This is a genomic window from Amycolatopsis stemonae, from assembly GCF_054781455.1.
The window spans coordinates 793,860-816,617 of record NZ_BAAGUJ010000002.1 but is presented as its reverse complement, the minus strand read 5'-3'; the positions used below and the strand labels follow the sequence as shown (position 1 = coordinate 816,617).

The following is a 22,758-nucleotide window of genomic DNA, read 5'->3' as shown; positions in this document are numbered from 1 at the left end:
CCGACAACATACTCAGCGGAGCTTTTCGATCACCGGCGCGAGCCTGGTCAGGTCCTCTTCGACCACGGTGAAGTAGCTGACCCCCAGGGTTTCCCGCGTGCGCAGCAGCTGCTCGGCCGCCGCTTCCGCCGAGCCGACGACGACGGTGGGCAGCTCACCGAGCTCGTCGACGCCGAGGTGCGGGACCAGCCGGTGCGCGGCTTCGAGCGCCACGCGCCGGCCGTCGGTGATCCGGACGAAGTGGATCAGCAGGTTGAGCTCGGCGTCGCGCTCGCCGAGCGCTCGTTTCACGAAGCCGACGCGCTCGGCGATCGCGTCCGGGCCGGCCAGGGCCAGCCGGCCCTCGGCCGCGCCGGGCGCGGTGCCGGTGAAGGCGATGGTGTCGGCGTGCTCGGCGGCGAAGGCCAGCATGCGGTCGCCGCGCCCGCCGAGCAGCAGCGGCGGCCGGGGCCGGCCTTCGTAGGCGCGCTCGATCTCGGTGACCGCGCGGACGAGCCGGTCGAACCGCTGCCCCGGCGTGCCCCACTCGATCCCGGCCGCCTCGAACTCCGCGCGGACGTACCCCGCGCCGATGCCGACCTCGATGCGGCCGCCGGTGAACTCGTCGAGCCCGGTGACGTCGCGGGCCAGCAGCACCGGGTTGTGGAAGCTCGCGTTGAGCACGTAGGTGTTCAGCCGGACCCGCTCGGTGGCCTCGGCGGCGAGCAGCAGGGCCGGCACCGGCGCGACCCGCCCGAGGTGGTCGACCACCCCGACGACGTCGTAGCCGAGGTCCTCGGCCTGCCGGCACTTGGCCACCCACTCGGCCCGGGAGCCGGGCACCACCAACGCCACGCCGAACCGGAACGGTCTCATGCCGCGAAGGTACCCCCGGCAAGGGAGAAGGGGACGGCTCCCGGATGCGGCCGGGAGCCGTCCCCCTCTGCTCAGGGTGTTCAGCCGAGGCGCTGGGCCAGCGCGTCGAGCTCGTCACGCAGCGAGGTGGGGACCTCGCCGATCTTCTCGAACCACTCCTGGATCAGCGGCAGCTCCTCGCGCCACTCCTCCGGCTTGACGTCGAGGGCGGCCTGGATGTCCTCGATCGGCTCGGTGAGGCCCTCGGTGTCCATGTCCTCGGCGCGCGGCACGTAGCCGATCGGCGTCTCGACGGCGTTGCCGCGGCCCTCGACCCGCTCGATGACCCACTTGAGCACGCGCGAGTTCTCGCCGAAGCCCGGCCACAGGAACCGGCCGTCGTCGCCGCGGCGGAACCAGTTGACGTAGAAGATCTTCGGGAGCTTGTTCGCGTCGGCGTTCTTGCCCAGGTTCAGCCAGTGCTTGAAGTAGTCACCGGCGTGGTAGCCGAGGAACGGCAGCATCGCCATCGGGTCGCGGCGCACGTTGCCGACCGCGCCGGCCGCCGCCGCCGTGGTCTCCGACGACATGGTGGCGCCCATGAACACGCCGTGCTGCCAGTCGCGGGCCTCGTTCACCAGCGGCACCGTGGTCTTGCGGCGGCCGCCGAACAGGATCGCCGAGATCGGCACGCCCTTCGGGTCGTCCCACTCGTCGGCGAGGATCGGGCACTGCGACATCGGCGTGCAGTAGCGCGAGTTCGGGTGCGCGGCCTTCTCGCCCGACTCCGGCGTCCAGTCCTCGCCCTTCCACGACGTCGCGTGGGCGGGCTTGTTCTCCATGCCCTCCCACCAGATGTCGCCGTCGTCGGTCAGGGCGACGTTCGTGAAGACCGTGTTGCCCTTCTCGATCGTGCGCATGGCGTTCGGGTTGGTGTGCCAGTCGGTGCCCGGCGCGACGCCGAAGAAGCCGAACTCGGGGTTGACCGCGTACAGGCGGCCGTCCTCGCCGAAGCGCATCCACGCGATGTCGTCGCCGAGGGTCTCGGCGCGCCAGCCCGGGATGGTCGGCTGCAGCATCGCGAGGTTGGTCTTGCCGCAGGCGCTCGGGAACGCGGCCGCGACGTAGTGGACCTTGTCCTCGGGCGAGATCAACTTGAGGATCAGCATGTGCTCGGCCAGCCAGCCCTCGTCGCGGGCCATCACCGAGGCGATGCGCAGCGAGTAGCACTTCTTGCCCAGCAAGGAGTTTCCGCCGTAACCCGAGCCGTAGCTCCAGATCGCGCGCTCCTCGGGGAAGTGCGAAATGTACTTCGTCGTGTTGCAGGGCCAGGAAACGTCCTTCTCGCCCGGTTCGAGCGGCGCGCCCACGGAGTGCAGCGCGGGCACGAATTCACGCTCGGTGCCGTCCGGCGCGACGAACTTGTCGAGCGCGGCCTGGCCGGCGCGGGTCATCACGCGCATCGACGCGACGACGTACGCGAAATCGGTGATTTCGATACCCAGCTTGGGGTTCTCGTCGCCGAGCGGGCCCATGCAGAACGGGATGACGTACATCGTGCGGCCACGCATCGAGCCCCGGTAGAGCTCGGTCATGGTGGCCTTCATCTCGGCCGGGTCCATCCAGTTGTTGGTCGGGCCGGCGTCCTCGGGACGCTCCGAACAGATGAAGGTGCGGTCCTCGACGCGGGCGACGTCGTTGGGGTCGGAAGTGGCCCAGAAGGAGTTGGGCTTGGACTTGAGCTGCACGAACGTCCCGGCCTCGACCAGTTCCTGGTTGATCCGGGCGGCCTCTTCGTCTGACCCGTCGACCCACACCACACGGTCCGGGGTGGTCAGCTCGGCGACCTCCCGGACGAAGGACAGCACGCCAGTGTGCGTCGTCGGCGCGGTGTCCAGTCCGGGGATGGCGACTGCGGTCATCTCTACTCCTGACTTCCGACGACAAAAGAGCCCACACCGGGAACGACGCTGTTCCGGCGCGGGCCTCATTGCCGACGACGAATGGCTTCGCACACCGGCTGGCGAACCGGTGTGCGTGTTTTGGGATTCCCCGAGAGTAGCCGCATGACCGGCAAGTAACCGAGAGCTGACGTGTAGGTTCTCTCACAAGAACGATAAGGGAATCGATTCAGACGTCACCGGATCGGTGTATTCGCTGAAAATCTTCCGGTGACCGCTGTCACGCCTGTGACCTGGTCGTTTTCATTTTCGACATGAAGAAAGCCCGGCGCTCGCGCACCGGGCTTTCAAACTGTGACCTGGGTTACGTTTCAGTTGGGCGAGATCCACTGCCCGGTGCCGGAATCGATGCGCGCGACGCCCTCGAGGGTCTGCGTGCCGGCCGCGCCCCACGCGGCGTCGTCGGCCGGGTCGCCGAGTTGCTGCTCGCCACCCGGGTCCACCAGTCCACTGGAGACCTCGGTCCACTGGCCGGGTCCGGTGTGCTCGAACGTGGTGGTCGTGCCGTCCGATTCGGTCTGCACCGCGATGTCGGCCTCGCCGTCGCCGTCCTTGTCGGTGAAGGCGATGGTGCCGCCGCTCTTCGTCTCGACGATGGCGGTGTCGTTGTGGCCGTCGTGGTCGGTGTCGATCGTCGCGACGCCCGCGTCGACCTCGCCGTCGGGCATGTCCGCGTGGATGTGGCCGCCGGAGCTGTCGTCGTGGCCGGTGCCGGAGTCGTCGTGGCCGCCGCCCGAGGACTGGATCCACTCGCCGCTGGCCTCGTCGTAGACGGCCTGCTCGACGACGTGCCCGCTCGAGTCCAGCACGGCGTACTGGTCGGCCTCGCCGTCGTGGTTCGTGTCGATGAAGGCCTGGGACGTGCCGTCGTCGTGCTCGACGATCGCGGTGTCGTTGACGCCGTCGTGGTTCAGGTCGTAGTTGACCTCGGCCTGGTACTCCTGACCGTCGACGTGGACGGTCATCGCGTCCGGGCTGGAGGCGTCGGTGTCGCTGCCGCCACTCTCGTCGACCCACATGGGACTTCCCCCTTTTGTACCGGGTAACGCCGTCTCTGACCTGCTGTCCGAGGGTATGACTCACCGTATGCCGGTTCGGTTCCGCTCCACAACCGGACGGGCGGTCAGGCCGCCTTGTCCCGCAGTGCCCGGATCCGCGTCAGGAAGGCTTCCGCCCGGTCACGACCCTCGGAAACCTCTTTGAGCCGCTTCGAGACGATCGCGATCTTCTTGGCGCGTTCCTGGGCACCCATCTTGATCGTCTTGTCGACTTCCTTCAGCTCGGCCTCGATCGCGTCGATGCGCCGGCCCAGCGCCTCGTCGAGCGCCATCGACAGCTGCTGCTCGGCTTCGATGAGCTGCTCGGCGACGAGCTGGTCGAGCGTCGCACGGGCGTCCGCGATGGCTTCGACCAGCCACTGCTTCATGTGCTGCTTGTCCGCCGCGTGCTTGCGCGTGCGGGCCATCCACCAGCCGGCGCCGAGGCCGATGATGATCGTCGCGGGCAGCACGACCGGGTTGAGGATCGCGACGCCGGCCAGCGGCAGCGCGGCGACCTTGCCGGCGCCGACGCCGCCCGAGATGCCCATGAAGACGAGCAGCTTGTCCTCGGCCGTCGGCGGCTTCTTGTCCGGCGGGCGCAGCACCACCGGCGGGCCGCCGGCCCGGGCGAACTGCGCGCGGATGACGTCAAGCTCTTCGGGCGAGAACAGCTCCGCCAGCGAGACGTTCGTGACCTGGTTGAGGCGTTGCGAGAGCAGCATCGAGATCCGCTGCGACGTCGTCTGCAACGCGATGTCGACCTGCTGGGGGAGCGCGGCCAGCTCGTCGCGCTTGGCCGCGTCGATCAGCTGGCGGAAGTGGGTCTGCGCGTCCCGCATCTGCCGGGCGCTCTCGTGCCCGACCTCGACGCGCGTGCGCTGCACCTCGCCGCGCAGCTTGAGCTGCCAGCCGCGGGTCGACGTCCGGCGCTCGGCCTGCAGCTGGTCACGGCGTTCACGCAGCTGCTCGGCCTCGGCCTCACCCGCGGACAACGCCCGGCTCTCGGCCTGCAGCTTCGCCTTGATTTCCCCCAGCGCGCTCGACAGCGCACGCAGGGTGTTCGCCTCGCCGAGCATCGCCGAACGGCCGACGAGCAGCTCCTGCAACGCCGTCTGCACCGCGGCGACGCCGGACTTCTCCCGCAGCATCGCCGCCATCTGCTCGTTGGGCGCCTTGGCCGCGGTCTCGAACAGCCGCGCCGACACCGGGTGGAAGACCGCGTCGGCGAAGCGGGGCGCGTGGTCGCGCAGCAGCTGCCGGTCGGCCTCCATGACCTCGCGCCAGCCGCGGAACATGTCGACCTTGGTCAGCGCGAACACCACGGTCTCGACGCGCTCGCCGACGTCGCGCAGGAACTGCAGCTCGGTCGAGGTGAACGGCGCCGAGGCGTCGACGACGAACAGCAGCGCGGTCGCGCCCGCGGCGGCTTCCTTGGCCAGCTCGCCGTGCATCGAGTCGAGCCCGCCGACCCCCGGGGTGTCGACCAGGGAAAGCCGTTCGAGCAGCGGTACCGGCCCGGTGACTTCGACGTACCGCGGCGGGAGCTGGCCCGGCGGCAGCTCGTGCGCGGCGGACACCCAGTTGATCAGCTGGCCGAGGTCGATCGGCACCGGCGCGAGCTGGCCGGGGTAGCAGGCCTGCGCGCCCCACGCGCCGGCGTGGTCGAACACCAGGTAGGTCGCGGTGGCGACGTCGGCGTCCACCGGGGACAGTCCCGGCGCCGCGAGCAGGGCGTTGACCAGCGAGCTCTTGCCGCGGTTCGTCTCGCCGACGACCACGACCGACGGCTTCTTCGGCCGGGCCCTGCGGACCTCGTCGACCCACTTCGCGGCGTCCGGGTCGGCGTCCCGGACGACGGTCAGCAGCTGGTCTCGCGCCGTCTGGACCTGCGCGGGCAGGCTCGGCGCCGTCGGAGCGCTCACGAGCTCTTCTTCGCGTAGACGGTGACGACCGGGGCGCGCAGCAGGCGGTCGTGGTCGGCGAACCCGGTGACCTCGGTTTCGGCCACGATCCCGTCGAGCGCCGGGTCGTCGGTGGGGACGGCGCCGCCCGCCTCGTGACGGGCCGGGTCGAACCGCTCGCCGTCGGGCCGCAGGGCCTGGACGCCGACCGCGGCGAGCCCTTCCTCCAGGCGCTCGACGACGCCGCCGCTGCGGGCGCGGTCCAGCGCGTACAAGCACATCTGGATCAACGCCTGGCGGTCGGCCAGCGCACGATCCAGCTCCGACGTGGCTACCTGCTGCAGGGGGTGCACATCCGTGTCCGACGCGGGGGTTCCGGCTTCGGTTCCCTTTTCGGCGTCGGCCTCTTCGATGATCGCGGCGATGCTCACGGCCGCGATCTGGCCGGTCGGGGCGTCGTCGGGCTCGACGGATCCGTCCCTGCGAAACCACGCCATGCGCACCACCCCGTCCGGTTCCGCCAGATTCCACCAGTCTGGCCGGCCCGGCCGCCATCCGGGGGCTCAGACGAGCTGGTCGATCACCTCGCGGAGCACGGCTTCGAGGCCGGGGCCGTCCTCGGCCAGCCGGGACGAGACGAGCAGCTGGTCCTCCGCCGTGCGCAGCCAGATCGGCCCGGCGACGGAGATCTCGATGACGTTCAGGCGGAACGGGTACGCCCGCCGGCCCAGCCGCACCTCGGCCTCCCGAACGAGCTGGCCGAGCCGCTCGCCGGCCACGATCTGACGCCGGTAGAAGCCGGGCGCCCACGGCGTGCCGTTCGCCGGCTCGCCCGCGCCGCGCAGGGCGGGCCCGCGCGCGTTGGCGAAGTGGCGGGCCGCGGCCGGGCCGAAGAAGTCGACCGCCTGCCGCATCGCCGACCCCTGCGCGAGCGCGGGCCTGCCGAAGCGGGCGCGCGGGCTGCGGGGGTCCGGGTCTTCCCGGTTGCGGAGGAACGCGAGCAGGTCGACCCACCAGTCGGCCCACTGCGCCTGGACGGCCGCGCGGTCGATCTCCGGCGGGACGTGCACCGGGACCTGCGGCTCCACCGGCGGCAGCACCTGTCCTTCGGAAACGGACAGGGCCAGGGCGTCACGGATGTACAGCGCGACGTCGATCTCGTTCTCGCTGCTCCAGCCCGCTCGCCAGGATGTCGTGTGTTCTAGGCGCACATTCCCACAGTACGCGGGAAACGGCCCCGACCAGGCAAAGTCGGCAAGCAGAAACAACTCAGGCTTCGCGAACCTGTTGCCAGATCAAGAAGTACGCGCGGTGCACGACGTGTGCGACGCGGCTCTGCGCCGGCGTCGCGCCGAAGGACGCGAAGGACCGCCACCAGCCCGCGCGTTCGAGCGCGTGCGCCGCCAGCTCCGGCCGGGCGGCGCCGGGCTTGCCGAGCTGGGCGCCGATGTCGGCGTTGCTGCCGACCCGCAGCACCTCCTCCGACAGGTCCTCCGGCATGTCGACCGCACCGGAGGCGACCAGGGTCAGTGCCTCGAGCAGCCGCAGCTGGTGGGCCTCGGGCTTGGCGAGCAGCACCTCGATGGCGTCGTGCACGCGCTGGCGTTCGGCCGGGTCGCCCGAGGCGTGCGCGAGCGCGGTGACCGAGGCGAGCGCGGCCGCCGCCTTGATGCCGTCGGCGCGGGCGGCGAAGACGATCGACAGCCGCTGCCGCACCGCTTCCAGCCCGGACGCGTCGAGCAGCGAGCGCCGCAGGGCGCCCGCCGTGATCTCCGGTTCCTTGCGGATGGCCTCGACGGCGTGCGAGATGCCGAAGAGGTCCAGCTTCTCCAGCAGCCGCAGCCGGGTGCCCGCCGGGACGTCGCACTCCCAGCTGGTGAAGATGTCGGCCGACATCAGCATGGTCTGCAGGACGTCGTCGTCGAGCTCGGCGAGCTGCCGCAGCGCCTCGGCGTCGGCGGAGGTGAACCCGCCGGACTCGGCGGACTCGGCGATCAGCCCGATCACCGGCAGCACGTCGGCGACGCGCGGCTTCAGCGTGCTCGCCTGCTTCTCCGACAGGATCGTCGCGGCCTTCCAGACGTCTCCGCCGGAGCCGTCGACCGACTCGGGCGCGATCGTGTCGGCCTTGTTGAGCACGGCGATGGCGTTGACCGGGCCGGCCTCGCGGCTCGCGGTGGCCGCGGTGAACGCGGCGAGGGCCTGCTGGTCGTCGGCGCGCACGCCCTGCGTGACGACGTAGAGCACGGCTTCGGCACCGGCGACGGCGTTGCGCGAGGTGTCGTCGAGCTCGTCGGAGCCCTCTTCCTCTTCTTCGTCCTTGCGGTGCTTCGCGGCGCCCAGCAGCTGCTCGGTCCGCGACACCGAGGCGGCGTCGAGCGACCCCAGGCCGGGGGTGTCGATCACCGTCATGCCCTGCAGGACGGCGTTCGTCAGGTACGCCTCGATGTGCGACACCCTGTCGATGTCGACGCCCAGCTCGGCCGGGATCATGCCGTCGGAGGCGAAGGGCAGCACCTGCTTGCGGCCGTCGGTGAAGACGATCTCGACGCGGTCGACCGTGCCGTACTGGAAGCGGGTCACCAACCGCGTGCACTCACCGATGTCGGTCGGCGCGACCCGGCGCCCGATCAGCGCGTTGACCAGCGTCGACTTGCCCGACTTGATCCGCCCGGCGACGGCCACCTGCAGCGGCGCGCCGAGCCGGCGCAGCACCTCCGCGAAGCCGGCCGCGGTGCGCGCGGAAACCTGCGACTGCAGGCGGTGACACAGGTTGGCCACCGACATCGACAGCGGACCCGCGAGCCGGCCCTGCTCCGGTGACGTCACGGCCCCCAGCCCTCCCCGGTCGAACGGACAACCCCGTGAATCGTGCCATGGTGCTCATCCCGAGGTCGCACCGAAGGTGCTACCGGCGACCGACGCGCGGTCCCGGGCCCGGGACCTAGTGTTGTCTGGTGCGACGGCTGAGCCTCTGGATGCGTGCCCACCCCATGGCGGGCGACACGGTGCTCGCCGTCCTGCTCGGGCTGATCGACATGCTGTTGTTCGTCGCCGACCAGTTCGCCGAGCTGCCCGAGCTGCCGCCCTGGTACGTCGCCGTGCCGATCAACATCGCGATGGTGGCGCCGCTGGTGTTCCGGCGGAAGTCGCCGCTGTGGTCGGCCTACGTCGTGCTCGTGGTCAGCATCGTGCACGCGACGCTGATGCTGGGCATCGGCAGCGCCGCCGGGCTCGCGATGAGCCTCTACTCGGTCGTGGTCTACGCCGGCCGCCGCCAGGGGCTCGTGTTCGTCGGCGCGGTCATCCTCTCGTCGGCCGTGCAGCTGGCGCTGGCCCCGCCGGACGACGAGCTCGTCATCGCGATCGTGTTCCTCGCGTTCGGCATCGCGCTGTGCTGGACGCTCGGCGAGTTCGTCGGCGCCCGGCGCGCCTACGACGTGGAAGTGGAGGCCAGGTTGCACCTGCTCGAGACCGAACGGGACCAGGCCACCCGGATCGCGGTGGCCGAGGAGCGCGGCCGGATCGCGCGCGAACTGCACGACGTCGTCGCGCACGCGGTGAGCGTCATGGTGGTGCAGGCCGACGGCGCGTCCTACGCGATCGAGAGCAACCCCGAGCTCGCGCAGCGGGCCCTGCAAACGATTTCCGAGACCGGCCGCGGCGCGCTCGGCGAACTGCGGCGCCTGCTCGACGTGCTCCGCAGCGACGACGCCGACGGCGAGCCGCGCGTCCCGCAGCCGGACGCGCACGCGCTCGCCGAGCTGGCCGAGCGGATGCGCACCGCCGGCGTGCCGGTGGAGCTGGAGACCGACGACCTCGGCGACCTGCCCGCCGGTGTGTCGCTGGGGATCTACCGGATCGTCCAGGAGTCGCTGACCAACACGCTCAAGCACGCCGGGCGCGGCGCGACCGCGGCGGTGCGCGTGCACCGCACCGGCGACCTGGTGGAGGTGGTCGTGTCCGACGACGGCGCGGGCCGCGTCCCGCAGCTGGCCGGTGCCGCTCGGCGGCTGCCGGGCGGCAACGGCCTGATCGGCATGCGCGAACGCGCGCACGTGTACGGCGGGACGCTCGACGTGGGCCCCGCTCCGGGTGGTGGGTGGCAGGTCCGCGCGGAGCTGCCGGTTAGGTTGGACAAGTGATCCGTGTCGTGGTCGTCGACGACCAGGAACTGATGCGCGTCGGGTTCCGGATGGTGCTGGGCGCGCAGGCCGACATCGACGTCGTCGGCGAGGCGGGCGACGGCGCGCAGGCGATCGAGCTGGCTTCGCGGCTGCGGCCCGACGTCGTCCTGATGGACGTCCGGATGCCGGTGCTCGACGGGGTGGAGGCGACCAAGCGGATCGTCGCCGCCGGCACCGCGCGCGTGCTGGTGATGACGACGTTCGACCTCGACGAGTACGTCTACTCGGCACTGCAGGGCGGGGCCAGCGGGTTCCTGCTCAAGGACACCCAGCCCGACCACCTGGTGTCGGCGCTGCGGGCGGTCGCCTCGGGCGACGCGGTGGTCTCGCCGTCGGTGACCCGCCGGCTGCTCGACCGCTTCGTCGGCGCCGGCGGCGCACCGATGCGGGACACCGCGGAGCTCGACGTGCTCACCGACCGCGAGCGCGAGGTGCTCGTGCTGATCGCCAAGGGCCTGTCGAACCTGGAGATCGCCGAGACGTTGTTCCTCTCGGAAGCGACGGTGAAGACGCACGTCGGGCGGATCCTGGCGAAGCTGGACCTGCGGGACCGGGTGCAGGCCGTGGTGCTGGCCTACGAAACCGGCCTCGCCCGGCCCGGCCTCGCCTAGCGGAAGTCGTCCGGTGGGGTGGTCACCGGGTCCTTGCCCGCGTGGCGGACTTCGGTGAGCCAGCGGCCGAAGTCCGGGCGGTCGCCGTCGACGTCGGTGTAGCCGTACTCCTTCATCAGCGTCCAGGACGCCAGGGTTTGGCCCGCGAAGCGGGCGACGTCCGGGTCCTGCGCCAGGGCCGCGACACCGCGGGCCAGCAGGTACGGCGTCTCGGAGATCTTGAAGTCGACCGGGGCGAGCTTGCCGACCGCGTCCCGCCAGTTGTCCTCGGTGACCTCGAAGTGGTCCAGCATCGACTCCGAGCGCAGGAAGCCCGGGGTCACCGCGAGGCCGACGCAGTCGTTCTTCTTCAGCTCCACGCCCAGCGCCCGGCCGAGCGCGCGGATGCCGCACTTCGCCAGGTAGTAGGGGAGGCCGGCGCCGACGTAGTCGTCGTTGTCGCCGTCGGTCACCTCCAGCACGAGCCCGCGGCGCGCGACGACCAGCGGCAGCAGCTTGTGCAACGCGATCAGGTGGGTGTCGAGCGCGTTGTGCGTCAGGCTGAGTGCGTCCTCCAGCGGCGTCTCCCAGAACGGCGCGTCGAAGTGGAAGTACATGTCGCCGCCCCAGACGTCGTCGACCAGGATGTCGATTCCGTCCACTTCGGACTCGATGCGCGCCTTCAGCGCGTCCACATCGGACACCGAGGTGAAGTCGCAGCGGACGACCACCGCGCGCCCGCCGGCCGCCTCCACGAGCTCGCCCGTCTCTTCGATCGTTTCCGGGCGCTTCAGCGGTGACGCCGTTTCGCGCGTGGTGCGGCCGGTGACGTACACCGTCGCGCCCGCGCGGCCCAGCTCCACCGCGATCGCCCGGCCGCAGCCCCGGGTCGCCCCCGTGACCACGGCCACCTTGCCCTGCAAGCTCATGCGTCCTCCCGTCCCCGCCACGCGGAGAGCACCGCGTCGACGTCTTCCGCCAGCCGGTCGGCCAGCCGCCCGTGCGGCCGGATCGACCAGTCGATCGACACCCCGTTGATGACCCCGAGCACCGCCCGCGCGGCCCGCGGCGCGCTCGGCGCGCGCGGCAGCGCCGGAGCCGCCGCCCGCACCAGCCGTCGCAGCTCCGCTTCCACCGCCGTGAAGTGCTCGCCCAGCAGCGACCGCAGCACCGGGTCGCCGATGTCCACGCCGAGCTGGCCCAGGTGGTTCGCCGCTTCTTCGGCGTCCCCGAGCACCGCGTAGACCGCCACGGCCGCTTCGCGCAGGCCGTCGACCGGGTCGTCCACCCGCTCGGCGCACTCCCGCATCTGCTCGACCGCCCGCCGCGTGGCCCGCCGGCTCATCGCCTGCAGCAGGCCGCTCTTGGAGCCGAACCGCTGCGCCACCGTGCCGACCGAGACACCCGCCTCCGCGGCGACCTGCGCGAGCGTGAAACCGGGGCCGCAGCGGCCGATCACGGTCTCCGCCGCACCCAGCAGCCGCTCGTCGGTGATGCTCCTCGGCCGGGCCACGTCATTATTGAACCACAGTTCATTAATGATGGCGAATCAGGGTCGGCTCAGGGTCATCACGGATCGCGCCTCGGCCGAAAAGCCAGCAAGGTACTACTCAGGTAGGGGGAACGGTTCGGCCTCCAGGGTGACGCGCGAACCGGCCCCGACCCGCGACGATGAACGCGTCGTAAGCGAGGGGCGGAAGAGGAGCAGTCATGATCGAGGCAACCGGCCTCACCAAACGGTACGGAAAGACACTGGCGGTGAACAACCTGTCGTTCTCCGTGTCCGCGGGTCAGGTCACCGGCTTCCTCGGCCCGAACGGGGCGGGCAAGTCCACGACGATGCGCATGATCCTCGGCCTGGACACCCCGACGGGCGGTCAGGTCACCATCGGGGGCAAGAAGTACCACGACCTCAAGGAACCGCTGCGCACCGTCGGCGCGCTGCTCGACGCGAAGTGGGTGCACCCGAACCGCTCGGCGCGCGCCCACCTGCAGTGGATGGCGAAGTCCAACCGCATCCCGGCCGCCCGCGTCGAAGAGGTGCTCGAGACCGTCGGCCTGACCAGCGTCGCCGGCAAGCGCGCCGGCGGGTTCTCACTCGGCATGTCGCAGCGGCTCGGCATCGCCGCGGCCCTGCTCGGCGACCCCGAGGTGCTGCTGTTCGACGAGCCGGTGAACGGCCTGGACCCCGAGGGCATCCTCTGGATCCGGAAGTTCATGCACCGGCTGGCCGACGAGGGCCGCACCGTGTTCGTGTCGAGCCACCTGCTGTCCGAGATGGCACTGACCGCGAGCAACCTCGTGGTGATCGGCCGCGGGCAGCTGATTTCGCAGTCCTCGACGCAGGACTTCGTCGCCCGCGCGGCGGAGAACACGGTCAAGGTCCGCTCACCGCAGCTGCCCGAGCTGCGGGACGCCCTGCAGCGCGCGAGCGCCGGCGTCACCGGCGACGCGACCGCGCTCGTGGTGTCCGGGATGGACAGCGACAAGATCGGCGAAATCGCCGCCGCCAACCGCATCGTGCTGCACGAGCTGAGCCCGCAGACCGGCTCGCTCGAGCAGGCCTTCATGCAGATCACCGGCGACTCCGTCGAGTACCACACCGGGCTCGACGCCGAGGCGCAGCACGTGCTCGAGTCCGCCAAGTAACCGGGGAAACCAAAGACCATGAACCTGCTCGCGGTAGAACGCATCAAGCTGTTCTCCACCCGCTCGCCGTGGTGGTGCGCACTCATCACCCTGGCCCTGTCCGTCGGCTTCGCCGCCATCCTGGCGAGCGCGACCGAGGCGACCGACTCGCTGTCGGTCTCCGCTACCCAGTTCGGTGCCTCGCAGTTCGGCATCCCGGTCGTCATGGTGCTCGCCGCCCTCGCGGTGACCACCGAGTACCGCTTCAACACCATCCGCACGACGTTCCAGGCGGTGCCGCACCGCTCGCCGGCGCTGGTCGCCAAGGCCGTCGTCGTCGCCCTGCTGGCGCTGGTCCTCGGCGAGCTCGCCGCCTTCGGCGCGTGGGGCCTGGGCGTGCTCATGCGGCCGAACGACCACCTCGGCCTGCACACCACGCAGGAGTGGCTGAACGTCGCCGGCATCGGGCCGGTCTTCGCGATCAGCGCCGTGCTCGCGGTCGCGATCGGCGTCCTGGTCCGGCACAGCGCCGGGGCGATCGCCCTGCTGCTCATCTACTACCTGGCCGTGGAAGAGCTGGTGCAGCTGATCCCGAAGATCGGGCACCACATCCACGAGTGGCTGCCGTTCAACGTGGCCAACAAGTTCCTCCGCGGCTCGGAGGTGGTCAACGGCCCGGCGTCGTCGGACTCGCCGCTGAGCGCCGGCTGGGCGCTGGCGTACTTCGCCGGCATCGCCATCGTGTTCCTGCTCGTCGCGCTCGGGGTCGCGAAGAAGCGGGACGCCTGAGGGGATAAGGGGAAAAACGGGAATCCGGGTCGCACTGTCGGGGGGCGACCCGGATTCCCGTTTCTCGGTAGGCTTCCCGGGTGATCGAAGCGAACGCGCTGACCAAGCGGTACGGCGCCACCACCGCCGTCGACGAACTCACGTTCACCGCCCGGTCCGGGCGCGTCACCGGCTTCCTCGGCCCGAACGGCGCCGGGAAGTCCACGACCATGCGGCTGGTCCTCGGCCTCGACACGCCCGACGCGGGCACCGTGCTCGTCGACGGCGTCCCCTACCGGCGGCTGAAAGATCCACTCCGGACGGTCGGCGCGATGCTGGACGCCACCTGGCGCCACCCCGGCCGCAGCGGGCGCGACCACCTGCGCTGGCTGGCCGCGACCAACGGCATCCCGGACAAGCGCGTCGAAGAGGTCCTGACGCTCGTCGGGCTGTCGAGCGTCGCCAAGACGCGCGTCCTGCAGTACTCGCTCGGCATGCAGCAGCGGCTGGGGATCGCCGCCGCGATGCTCGGCGACCCGCGCGTGCTGCTGTTCGACGAGCCGGTGAACGGCCTCGACCCCGAGGGCATGGCCTGGATCCGGCAGCTGCTGCACGCGCTCGCCGCCGAGGGCCGGACCGTGTTCGTCTCCAGCCACCTGCTGCCCGAGATGGCGCAGACCGCGCAGGACCTGGTCGTGATCGGCCGGGGCCGGCTGATCTACCAGGGCACCATGGCCGACTTCGTGGCGCGCACGAGCGAGCACGGAGTGCGCGTGCGCACCCCGCACACGGCCGAGCTGCGGGCCGCGCTGACCGGCCAGGCGCAGTTCACCGAGGCGGACGGCGCGTTCGTGGTGTCCGGAATGGACAGTGACCGGATCGGGCAGCTCGCCTTCGACGCCGGCGCGACCCTGCACGAGCTCAGCCCGATCACCGGCTCGCTCGAGCAGGCCTACCTCGACCTGACCCGCGAAGCCGTCGAATTCTCTGCCGTGGAGGCCACCCGATGACCATGACGGCGAACCTGCTGCGCGCCGAGCGCATCAAGCTCTTCAGCACCCGCGCGCCGTGGTGGTGCCTGGCGATCGCGGTCGTCGCACCGCTCGGCTTCACCGCGTTGTTCTTCGCGCTGGCCGGACCGGAGATCCCGCCGACGGTCGGCAACACCCAGATCGCGACCGGCAACGGCCGGACCGTGCTGCTCGTCCTCGCCGTGCTGGCGACCGCGTCGGAGTTCAACTGGGGCACGATGCGCCTGACGTTCCAGGCCGTGCCGAGCCGGGTGCCCGCGCTGCTGGCGAAGGCCGTGGTCGTCGCCGCGCTCGGCGCCGCGCTCGGGCTGGTCGTCGGCTTCGGCTCGTGGGGCCTGGCGGCGCTGGTGAAGCCGGACGCCGACCTCGCGCTGAACTCGGCCGCGGACTGGCGGTCGGTGCTCGGGCAGAGCCTGGTCTTCCTGCTCACCGGGGTCGTCGGGGTCGGCGTCGCGCTCCTGCTGCGCAGTGTCGCGTTCGCCCTCACGGTGGTGCTGGTGTGGACGCAGGTGCTCGAAGGCCTGGTGATCTTCATCCCGGGCGCCGGCAAGCACATCTACCAGTGGATGCCGTTCCACGCGGCCGACGAGTTCGTCGGCGCCGGCGGGTTCGCGGCGGGCCCGCTGCAGCTGCCGTCGGCGGCGCTCGGCCCGTGGGGCTACCTCGGCTACTTCGCCGCGATCAGCGTTGCCCTGGTCGTGGCCGGCGTGCTCGTCACGGCGCGGCGCGACGCCTGAGCGTAACGGCTCGCACGGAGCTCAAAAAATTCTTGTTAAGAAGAGATGAAATGGCTGTGGCTTCTCTCACAGGCACCGGACATACTGCTATGACCAGGCAATATTCGTAAGTGAGCACCGGAACCGTCTGCGCTCCACTGGAGGTGATCCTTGACGGTGAACACCGGGCAAGAATTGGGCGGCACCATTCCCCGCGCTCGCGTCGAAGACGACGCTCCCCGGCTCGAACCCATGCTGGACCTCGAATGGTCGCGGGCGATCGAGCTCCCGCAGGCCGCGCTGGAGGCGACGACGCCCGCGGAGCTTCGGCGCGCGTGGGTGCACCGCGCGCCCGAAGACAGCGTCCTGGCCCTGTTCCGCGCCTCGGCCGGGATGGCGGGGCCGATGCCGGCGCCGTGGTGGCTGCGGGCGGTCGCCGACGGCACCCTCGATTCCCGGGAACAGGGTTTCCGCGTCGAAGACCGCATCGCACAACTGCTCGGCCGGCGGCCGGGCTGGGAATTCGTGCCGTGGGCCGCGGACGGTGAATCCGGCTACTGGGAGTTCATGCCGTCCGAACGCGGGAAATCGGGCCACGCGATTCCCACGACCGTGATGAACACCGACCGGCACCCCGGCTGGATCGACGTCCTGCCCGCGCACAGCGGCCCGACGCCGGACCCGATCGCGATCGCCGGGCTGGCCGGCCTGCGGTCTCGTCTCGGGGAGCTCGAAGCGGTTCGTTAGCCTCGGTGGGTGGAGAACCAGGACCAACCCCGCCTGCGCAGCGTCGTCAGCTACGTGAAGCGCGGCGGCCGGATGACCGTCGGGCAGCAACGCGCGTGGGACGAGCTGTGGCCGAAACTCGGCCGCACGGTCGGTGAGCTGCCCGAAGGAACGCTGGACTTCACCGACTGGTTCGGCCGCGAGGCGCCGGTGATGCTGGAGATCGGCTCCGGCATGGGTGAGACGACCTCGCAGCTGGCCGCCGCCGCGCCGGAGCTGAACTACGTCGCCGCCGAGGTCTACGACCCCGGCCTCGGGCAGCTGATGCTGCGCGCCGAAAAACTCGGCGTCGAGAACCTGCGGCTGCTGCACGGCGACGCCGTCGTGCTGCTGACCGAGCACGTCGAGCCGGGCACGCTGCACGGCGTCCGGCTGTTCTTCCCGGACCCGTGGCCGAAGAAGAAGCACCACAAGCGGCGGATCGTGTCGCCGTCGTTCGCCGCGCTCGTGGCGTCGCGGCTCGCGCCGGGCGGCACCTTCCACATGGCGACCGACTGGGAGAACTACGCCGAGCAGATGATGGACGTCTGCTCCGCCGAACCCGCGCTGCGCAACCGCTACGACGGCTGGGCGCCGCGGCCGGAGTGGCGGCCGGTGACCAAGTTCGAGCAGCGCGCCGACGTCGAAGGCCGCGTCTCCCACGACCTCATCTTCGAAAAGCGGTCGTGAGTGGTCAGGGCGGTTGGAACCGCCCTGACCACTCACGACCTCCCTCTGTACCCCCGGTGCTCGCCCTCCCCCCGACAGGAGGGCGAACGTCCTATTCGTCGGCCAGCGGCTCCGCCTGGACCCGCTTGAGCGCGGGCGTGCAGACCGACGCGCCGAGCAAGGCCACCCCGACCCCGAGCACGACCGGCGCCAGGATCCACGGGCTGAGCACGATGCCCCGCTCGTCGACCATGCTGAACAAACCAACGCCGACCAGTACCCCGACGATTCCCGCGCCGATGGTGGCGACCAGCGCGGGCAGCGCGGCCTCCATCCGCAGCGCCCGCGCCAGCACCCGCACCGGCGTGCCGGCCGCCATCAGCGCCCCGAACGTCCGGCGGCGGTCCATCACCGAGCCCGCGGTCGCGACCGCGGCGCTGCAGCCGGCCAGGACACCCGCCGCGACCAGCCCGATCACCGTGACGCGGCGCAGGTCGCCGAGCTCGGTCTGCTGGTTGAACAGGTACTGGTCCCGGCTGCCGATCTCCTCACCGGCGGCCGGACCGGCCAGCGCCGTCCGGACCGTCTCGCGGTTCGCGTCGGTCGTCGGCGCGACCACGGTGACGTACTTCGGGGCGAAGCCGTCCGGCAACGCGGCCGGGTCGATGATCGACGTGGTGGTGAGATCCGGGTCGCTGGGCCGGACGGCCTCCGCCCTGGTCCCCGACCTGACCGGCGCGGCCTGCCCTTCCCAGGTGTCGGTGACCTTGAACTGCGCCAGGTCGAGCGCCGTTTCGCCGAACACGGCCGGACCGCCCGTGCAGTTCTCCGCGGTGAGGCCGAACCGGGTCAGCTGCACCGCGTCCGCGCAGCTCATGACCAGTGCGCGGTGGCCGGTGCGGTTGTTCCCCTCGCCCTGGACGAGATAGACCTCGCCGACCGCGACGGCCTTCTCGGACTGTCCGTACTTCCGCAGGGACGCGTTGGCCTGGTCGACGATCTTGCCGGCGTGCTGGTTGTCGGTGTCGACGTAGAGCGCCGAGTCGACGAAGGACCGCCCGCCGCCGGCCATCGACTCGAACGTCGGCAGCAGCGTCAGCGCCATCGACCCGGCGAACACCGCGAGCACGATCCCGGCCGAGGCGCGGTACGCGCCCTTCGGGTCGTCACGCAGGCGGCGCCCGGCGAGCAGCCCGGACGGCCGCCTCCAGACCCGGACGAACGTGCCGCCCACCGCCGACGTCACCCACGGCCCGACGATCGCGGCCGAGCCGACCAGCAGGAACAGGCCCGCCATGACCATCGTGATGCCGCCGGAGTCCTTGGCCGTCGTCACCGCGACGAGGAAGAACAGCCCGGCCGCGGGCAGGGCCAGCAACCGCCACCAGCGCAGCGGCTTCTTCGTGTGGCCGCCCGTCGCGAACAGCGGGTTCTTGAGCACGCGGCGCAGGCCGAGGACACCGGCCAGGACCACGAGCACCGGGATGGCCAGCGCGATGAAGACCGTCAGGCCGATCGGCAGCGTGAAGTCGGACGCGAGCCAGGTGCCACCGGCCCAGGGCACGAACGACGCGAGGCCGTGCAGGGCCGGGCTGATCAGCAGGCCGAGCGCCGCGCCGAGACCCGCCGACAACGTCGTCTCGGCGGCCACCATGTTCGTGACCTGCCCCGGCGTCGCCCCGGCCAGCCGGAGCGCGGCCAGCCGCCGCTCGCGCCGGGCCGCGGTCAGCCGGGCCGAGGAGGCGACCAGCACCAGGCTCGGCACCAGCAGCACGATGATCCCGACCCAGGACAGCAGCATGAGCAGGCCGTCCGGGCTCGCCTTCCCGCTGGGGAAGCCCGCGATCGGGTCGGCGCGCACCGGCATCGCGTCCGGTGCGTGGCCGACGAGCGCGACGAGCTGCTCCGGGAAGCGGAGGCCGTCCTCCCCGAGCGCGCCGACGGGCTTGCCGAACCGGTCGCCGAGCTGGTCGGCCGGGTGGCCCTGCAGCAGCCGGCCGAGCGCCGGCGAAACGACGGTCTCACCCGGCCCGGGCAGCTGCGGCACCCCCGCCGGCAGCTTGACCGACCCGGGGGTGGCGCCGCCGGTCAGGGCGACGTCGACCCGCATGATCTGCTTCCCGTCGAAGTAGTCCTTCGACGAGCTGTAGAGGATCTTGGCCGGGCCGGCCCCGGCGAGGGCGCTGTAGAAGTGCTCACCCTGCCAGAGGGCACGCTGCTCGCGGTTCTGCGTGGCGAACGGCAACGTCGCCAGCAGCAGCACCAGCCCGGTCGCGACGGCCACCCCGACCGCGGTGAGGATCGCCGACGTCCGGGTCCGCCGGTCGACCCGCAGCACCCGCAGGGCGATCTGGAGGGAGTTCACGCCGCCAGCCTCGTCGCGATCAGGCCGTCGCGGATCGCGACGGTCTTCGGCATCGACTCGGCCAGCTCGCGGTCGTGCGTCACGACCAGCACCGCGGCGCCCGTCTCGTGGGCGGCGCCGAGCAGGGCGTCCATGGTCTCGCGGCCGGTGCGCGTGTCGAGCGCGCCGGTCGGCTCGTCGGCGAAGATCACCTTCGGCCGGTGGGTCAGCGCCCGCGCGATCGCGACGCGCTGGGCCTCGCCGCCGGACAGCTCGCCGGGACGGCGGCGTTCCTTGCCGGCCAGGCCGAGGCGCGAAAGCCACTGGCGGCCGGCTTCGACGGCTTCCTTGCGGCCGAGTCCGGCCAGCAGCGAGGGCAGTGCGACGTTCTCTTCCGCGGTCAGCTCGGCGACCAGCATCCCCGACTGGAAGACGAACCCGAACTCGGTGCGGCGCAGCTCGCTGCGCTTCTTCTCGCCGAGGTGGTCGATCCGCTGGCCGGACAGGAAGATCTGCCCGTCGTCGGCCCGGAGGATCCCGGCCAGGACGTGCAGCAGCGACGTCTTGCCCGAGCCGGACGGCCCGACGATGGCGACGGCGTCCCCCGGCTGGATGTCGATGTCGATGCCGGCCAGGGCGTACTGCGCGCCGTAGCGCTTCACGAGCCCACGGCCGGACAGCACCGGCCCATTCGTCCACTGTGGAGTGTTCGGGTCCACGAGGTTCTCCCTGTCGGTTCGGATCTTGATGCCGACGAGCTTCGCGGAGAGCCGGGGGTGTCCACTTCGGGCAGACGGCCAGTCACGCCCGCGGCGACATCGGCCGATCGGCCGAGGCAGCGCGGGCCACACGGCCAAGGTGCGAACCGGGCCGGATCCTCTAACGTCACGTTGTGACCGCCGCGCCCCCGCCGAAAACGCTCTACAGCCGCGCCGCCGCCCTGGTGCGGCGCATCGGCGTGCCCACGGCCGTCCTGCTCGCCGCCCTGCTCTTCGACATCGCCTTCACGACCCAGGCCGCGCTCGACGACAACGGCCCGCGGTTCGTGGACTTCGGGCTGCTCCCGGGCATGCTCGCGATGGTGGCCTGCGCCTTGTGGGCGCAGAAGCGCGCCGCCGTCGCCGGCACGGTCGGCGCGGGCGTGCTGGTGTTCTCCACCCTCTTCATCCACGCGTTCCACATCCCGCCGTACTCCAGCGTGCTGCCGAAGGTGACCATCTCCGAGGTCGTCGCGGGCGTGCTGATGGTCTACTACGTGGCCCGCCGGGCCCGCGCGGGCGTGGCGTTCTGCGTGGTCAGCGTCCTGGTCGTCGGGGGACTGGTCGCGGTCTTCGGCCGGTACGCGAGCGTCCGCGAGATCGACGGCACCATCGGCACCCAGGCGCTGCTGGTCGGGGTCGTGCTGCTGGCCGGCGCGCTGACGCCGGCGATCGCGACCCGGGACCGGAGCCCGCGGTCGGACCCGAGCAAGCAGCGGCTGCGCAAGCTGAACGAGCTGGCCATGGGCCAGTGGGTGCTGATGGGCGTGCTCGCCGTCGGGCTGCTCATCGAGTTCGGCTACACCTACGACAGCGGCGCGCGCGGGTTCCCGGTGCTGTTCTGCTCGGTCCTCGCCGCCGTCGTCGCGGCGCTGTCGCCGCGCCGGCCCGCGGACGCGCTGCTCGGCCTCGCCGGCGTGCTGCTGCTGTCCGCGGTCATCACGCCGTTCCTGCACCTGCGCAGCGACTACCCGATGCCGTCCGGGGTGCCGTTCGTGCAGGTCGCCGCCGGGATGGGCACGGTGATCAACCTGACGAGGGCCCGCGGGCTGAGCGAGTCCTGGCCGCGGATCGGCGTGCTGTCGGCGGTCGTCGCGCTCGCGGCGATCGTCAACTCGCGGTACAACGGCCTGCAGACCGACCCCCGCGCCCTCGCCCCCTTGGCCTTCGGCGCGACGCTCCTGCTCGGCATCGCGATCGCCGTCGGCCTGATGCTGCGCTCGCGGGACTCCGAGCGCACCACGGTCGTCCAGTCGGCGGTGGCCGACGCGCAGACCGCCGAGCGGATGGCGCTGGCCCGCGAGCTGCACGACGTCGTCGCCCACCACGTGACCGGGATCGTCGTGCAGGCCCAAGCCGCGCGGATGATGGCCGAGCGGAAGCCGGAGGTCGCGGTCGAGGCGATGGCCCGGATCGAGAACGCCGGCGTCGAGGCGCTCGCGGCGATGCGGCGGCTGGTCCGCTCGATGCGCGGCGACGCGCCGGCCGGGTCGAGCGAGTTCAGCGAGCAGGCCACCACCGACCTCGGCGCGGACCTGCGGAAGCTCGTCGAAAGCGCCAACCACGGCGTGGCGACGTCGATGCACCTCGAGCTGCCGCCGGACCTGCCGCACGAGGTCGGCCGCTCGGCGCTGCGGCTGGTGCAGGAGTCGCTGACGAACGTCGGCAAGCACGCTGCCGACGCGACCCACGCGTTCGTCCTGGCCGAGGTCGACGGCGAAGAGCTCCACCTCCGGGTGACCGACGACGGCAGCGAGCCGACGCGGCGGCCGGCCGGCGGATCGGGCGGCTACGGTCTGATCGGCATGCGCGAACGCGTCGCGCTGCTCAAGGGACGGCTGTCGGCCGGGCGCGGCCCGGACGGCGGCTGGCGGGTCGAAGCGTGGCTGCCGCTGGCCGCCGGGGAAGGGGACGAGTGATCCGGGTACTGATCGCCGACGACCAGGAGATGGTGCGGATGGGCTTCCGCATGATCCTGGACGCGCAGGACGACATCGAGGTCGTCGCCGACGTCGCGGACGGCGTCTCGGCGGTTTCGAAGGCCCGCGAGCTGCGCCCGGACGTCTGCCTGCTCGACATCCGCATGCCGGGCCTCGACGGCCTCGAGGTCACCCGGCAGCTGGCCGGGCCGGATGTCGCCGATCCGCTGAAGGTGGTCGTGGTCACCACGTTCGACCTCGACGAGTACGTGCACACGGCGCTGCGCAACGGCGCGCACGGCTTCCTGCTGAAGGACGCGGGCCCGGCGCTGCTGATCGAAGCGGTCCGCGCGGCCGACCGCGGCGACGCGCTGGTGTCGCCGCAGATCACCATCCGGCTGCTCAAGCACTTCGACGGGGGCGCCACGCGGTCGCAGGCGGCACCGCCCTCGGAGCCGCTGACCGCCCGGGAGATGGACGTCGTCCAGGCGGCCGCGCGGGGTTTGACGAACACCGAGATCGGCGCGGAGCTGTTCCTCTCGCTGTCGACGGTGAAGACGCACCTGGCGTCCGTGCAGGGGAAGATCGGCGCGCGCAACCGCGTGGAGATCGCCGCGTGGGCGTGGCGGAGTGGAGTCGTCTCGTAA

The 22,758-nt window shown here is 71.5% G+C and carries 21 protein-coding genes; 10 read left to right on the top strand and 11 right to left on the bottom strand.

From position 1 onward, the window contains the following. Nucleotides 1-12 precede the first annotated feature (12 nt). The 7 genes from ACYVLJ_RS10070 to ACYVLJ_RS10040 all read right to left on the bottom strand — a co-directional run bounded on the left by ACYVLJ_RS10070 (nt 13) and on the right by ACYVLJ_RS10040 (nt 8,523). Nucleotides 13-855, bottom strand: coding sequence for a TIGR03621 family F420-dependent LLM class oxidoreductase (locus ACYVLJ_RS10070; protein WP_451970536.1), 843 nt, complete (start codon nt 853-855; stop codon nt 13-15). 80 nt (nt 856-935) lie between these two features. Beyond that, on the bottom strand, nt 936-2,756 hold the full coding sequence (locus ACYVLJ_RS10065) for a phosphoenolpyruvate carboxykinase (GTP) (protein ID WP_451970539.1): 1,821 nt from the start codon (nt 2,754-2,756) through the stop codon (nt 936-938). Nucleotides 2,757-3,106: 350 nt separating this feature from the next. Beyond that, the gene (locus ACYVLJ_RS10060; RefSeq protein WP_451970542.1) at nt 3,107-3,814 is read right to left on the bottom strand and encodes a hypothetical protein; all 708 of its coding nucleotides are present in this window, start codon (nt 3,812-3,814) and stop codon (nt 3,107-3,109) included. A gap of 104 nt (nt 3,815-3,918) precedes the next feature. After that, complete coding sequence (locus ACYVLJ_RS10055) at nt 3,919-5,757, bottom strand: dynamin family protein (protein WP_460438418.1); 1,839 nt, start codon at nt 5,755-5,757, stop codon at nt 3,919-3,921. Continuing rightward, nucleotides 5,754-6,233, bottom strand: a complete 480-nt coding sequence (locus tag ACYVLJ_RS10050) for a nucleotide exchange factor GrpE (protein ID WP_451970548.1) — start codon at nt 6,231-6,233, stop codon at nt 5,754-5,756. The genes ACYVLJ_RS10055 and ACYVLJ_RS10050 overlap by 4 nt, the downstream gene beginning before the upstream one ends. Nucleotides 6,234-6,299: 66 nt before the next feature. Next, entirely contained in the window at nt 6,300-6,947 is a 648-nt protein-coding gene (locus tag ACYVLJ_RS10045; protein WP_460438417.1) for a hypothetical protein, read from the bottom strand. Between the two features lie 58 nt (nt 6,948-7,005). Continuing rightward, the gene (locus ACYVLJ_RS10040; RefSeq protein WP_460438630.1) at nt 7,006-8,523 is read right to left on the bottom strand and encodes a dynamin family protein; all 1,518 of its coding nucleotides are present in this window, start codon (nt 8,521-8,523) and stop codon (nt 7,006-7,008) included. 191 nt (nt 8,524-8,714) lie between these two features. On the opposite strand from ACYVLJ_RS10040, the gene ACYVLJ_RS10035 reads away from it, so the two are divergent. Both ACYVLJ_RS10035 and ACYVLJ_RS10030 read left to right on the top strand, forming a co-directional pair. After that, a complete protein-coding gene (locus ACYVLJ_RS10035; protein WP_451971961.1) occupies nt 8,715-9,881 on the top strand; it encodes a sensor histidine kinase in 1,167 nt (388 codons plus the stop codon). Beyond that, on the top strand, nt 9,878-10,534 hold the full coding sequence (locus tag ACYVLJ_RS10030; protein ID WP_451970552.1) for a response regulator: 657 nt from the start codon (nt 9,878-9,880) through the stop codon (nt 10,532-10,534). The genes ACYVLJ_RS10035 and ACYVLJ_RS10030 overlap by 4 nt, the downstream gene beginning before the upstream one ends. Here the strand turns inward: ACYVLJ_RS10030 and ACYVLJ_RS10025 are convergent. Both ACYVLJ_RS10025 and ACYVLJ_RS10020 read right to left on the bottom strand, forming a co-directional pair. Further along, nucleotides 10,531-11,442: an SDR family NAD(P)-dependent oxidoreductase gene (locus ACYVLJ_RS10025; RefSeq protein ID WP_460438416.1), complete on the bottom strand. Its 912-nt coding sequence runs from the start codon at nt 11,440-11,442 to the stop codon at nt 10,531-10,533. The two genes, ACYVLJ_RS10030 and ACYVLJ_RS10025, sit on opposite strands and share 4 nt — an antisense overlap. Then, a complete protein-coding gene (locus tag ACYVLJ_RS10020) occupies nt 11,439-12,026 on the bottom strand; it encodes a TetR/AcrR family transcriptional regulator (RefSeq protein ID WP_460438415.1) in 588 nt (195 codons plus the stop codon). The genes ACYVLJ_RS10025 and ACYVLJ_RS10020 overlap by 4 nt, the downstream gene beginning before the upstream one ends. 197 nt (nt 12,027-12,223) lie before the next feature. On the opposite strand from ACYVLJ_RS10020, the gene ACYVLJ_RS10015 reads away from it, so the two are divergent. The 6 genes from ACYVLJ_RS10015 (at nt 12,224) to trmB (ending at nt 17,111) form a co-directional block, all read left to right on the top strand. Continuing rightward, entirely contained in the window at nt 12,224-13,162 is a 939-nt protein-coding gene (locus ACYVLJ_RS10015; RefSeq protein WP_451970560.1) for an ABC transporter ATP-binding protein, read from the top strand. Between the two features lie 18 nt (nt 13,163-13,180). Then, a complete protein-coding gene (locus ACYVLJ_RS10010) occupies nt 13,181-13,930 on the top strand; it encodes an ABC transporter permease (protein WP_460438414.1) in 750 nt (249 codons plus the stop codon). An 80-nt stretch (nt 13,931-14,010) separates the two neighbouring features. Beyond that, nucleotides 14,011-14,919 carry a P-loop NTPase family protein gene (locus ACYVLJ_RS10005; RefSeq protein ID WP_460438413.1) on the top strand — a complete coding sequence of 303 codons (909 nt, stop codon included), beginning with the start codon at nt 14,011-14,013 and terminating at the stop codon, nt 14,917-14,919. Nucleotides 14,920-14,921: 2 nt separating this feature from the next. Next, a complete protein-coding gene (locus tag ACYVLJ_RS10000; RefSeq protein WP_460438629.1) occupies nt 14,922-15,677 on the top strand; it encodes a hypothetical protein in 756 nt (251 codons plus the stop codon). A gap of 174 nt (nt 15,678-15,851) precedes the next feature. Beyond that, nucleotides 15,852-16,403 carry a hypothetical protein gene (locus ACYVLJ_RS09995; protein WP_451971967.1) on the top strand — a complete coding sequence of 184 codons (552 nt, stop codon included), beginning with the start codon at nt 15,852-15,854 and terminating at the stop codon, nt 16,401-16,403. Nucleotides 16,404-16,412: 9 nt separating this feature from the next. Then, complete coding sequence (trmB, locus tag ACYVLJ_RS09990; protein WP_451970569.1) at nt 16,413-17,111, top strand: tRNA (guanosine(46)-N7)-methyltransferase TrmB; 699 nt, start codon at nt 16,413-16,415, stop codon at nt 17,109-17,111. Nucleotides 17,112-17,202: 91 nt separating this feature from the next. On the opposite strand, the gene ACYVLJ_RS09985 is transcribed toward trmB, so the two are convergent. Both ACYVLJ_RS09985 and ACYVLJ_RS09980 read right to left on the bottom strand, forming a co-directional pair. Beyond that, nucleotides 17,203-19,455, bottom strand: a complete 2,253-nt coding sequence (locus ACYVLJ_RS09985) for an ABC transporter permease family protein (RefSeq protein ID WP_460438412.1) — start codon at nt 19,453-19,455, stop codon at nt 17,203-17,205. Further along, a complete protein-coding gene (locus ACYVLJ_RS09980; protein ID WP_451970575.1) occupies nt 19,452-20,153 on the bottom strand; it encodes an ABC transporter ATP-binding protein in 702 nt (233 codons plus the stop codon). Before ACYVLJ_RS09980 ends, ACYVLJ_RS09985 begins: the two co-directional genes overlap by 4 nt. A 173-nt stretch (nt 20,154-20,326) precedes the next feature. Here ACYVLJ_RS09980 and ACYVLJ_RS09975 point away from each other — a divergent pair, with 173 nt between their 5' ends. Together ACYVLJ_RS09975 and ACYVLJ_RS09970 are read left to right on the top strand one after the other, a co-directional pair. Further along, a complete protein-coding gene (locus ACYVLJ_RS09975) occupies nt 20,327-22,111 on the top strand; it encodes a sensor histidine kinase (protein ID WP_460438411.1) in 1,785 nt (594 codons plus the stop codon). Beyond that, nucleotides 22,108-22,758, top strand: a complete 651-nt coding sequence (locus ACYVLJ_RS09970; protein ID WP_451970581.1) for a response regulator transcription factor — start codon at nt 22,108-22,110, stop codon at nt 22,756-22,758. Before ACYVLJ_RS09975 ends, ACYVLJ_RS09970 begins: the two co-directional genes overlap by 4 nt.

Coding starts and splice junctions, on each gene's coding strand:
- ACYVLJ_RS10070 (WP_451970536.1), bottom strand. CDS start 855: ATGAGACCGTTCCGGTTCGGCGTGGCGTTGGTGGTGCCCGGCTCCCGG.
- ACYVLJ_RS10010 (WP_460438414.1), top strand. CDS start 13,181: ATGAACCTGCTCGCGGTAGAACGCATCAAGCTGTTCTCCACCCGCTCG.
- ACYVLJ_RS10065 (WP_451970539.1), bottom strand. CDS start 2,756: ATGACCGCAGTCGCCATCCCCGGACTGGACACCGCGCCGACGACGCAC.
- ACYVLJ_RS10050 (WP_451970548.1), bottom strand. CDS start 6,233: ATGGCGTGGTTTCGCAGGGACGGATCCGTCGAGCCCGACGACGCCCCG.
- ACYVLJ_RS10015 (WP_451970560.1), top strand. CDS start 12,224: ATGATCGAGGCAACCGGCCTCACCAAACGGTACGGAAAGACACTGGCG.
- ACYVLJ_RS10000 (WP_460438629.1), top strand. CDS start 14,922: ATGACGGCGAACCTGCTGCGCGCCGAGCGCATCAAGCTCTTCAGCACC.
- ACYVLJ_RS10060 (WP_451970542.1), bottom strand. CDS start 3,814: ATGTGGGTCGACGAGAGTGGCGGCAGCGACACCGACGCCTCCAGCCCG.
- ACYVLJ_RS10035 (WP_451971961.1), top strand. CDS start 8,715: ATGCGTGCCCACCCCATGGCGGGCGACACGGTGCTCGCCGTCCTGCTC.
- ACYVLJ_RS10040 (WP_460438630.1), bottom strand. CDS start 8,523: ATGTCGGTGGCCAACCTGTGTCACCGCCTGCAGTCGCAGGTTTCCGCG.
- ACYVLJ_RS10025 (WP_460438416.1), bottom strand. CDS start 11,442: ATGAGCTTGCAGGGCAAGGTGGCCGTGGTCACGGGGGCGACCCGGGGC.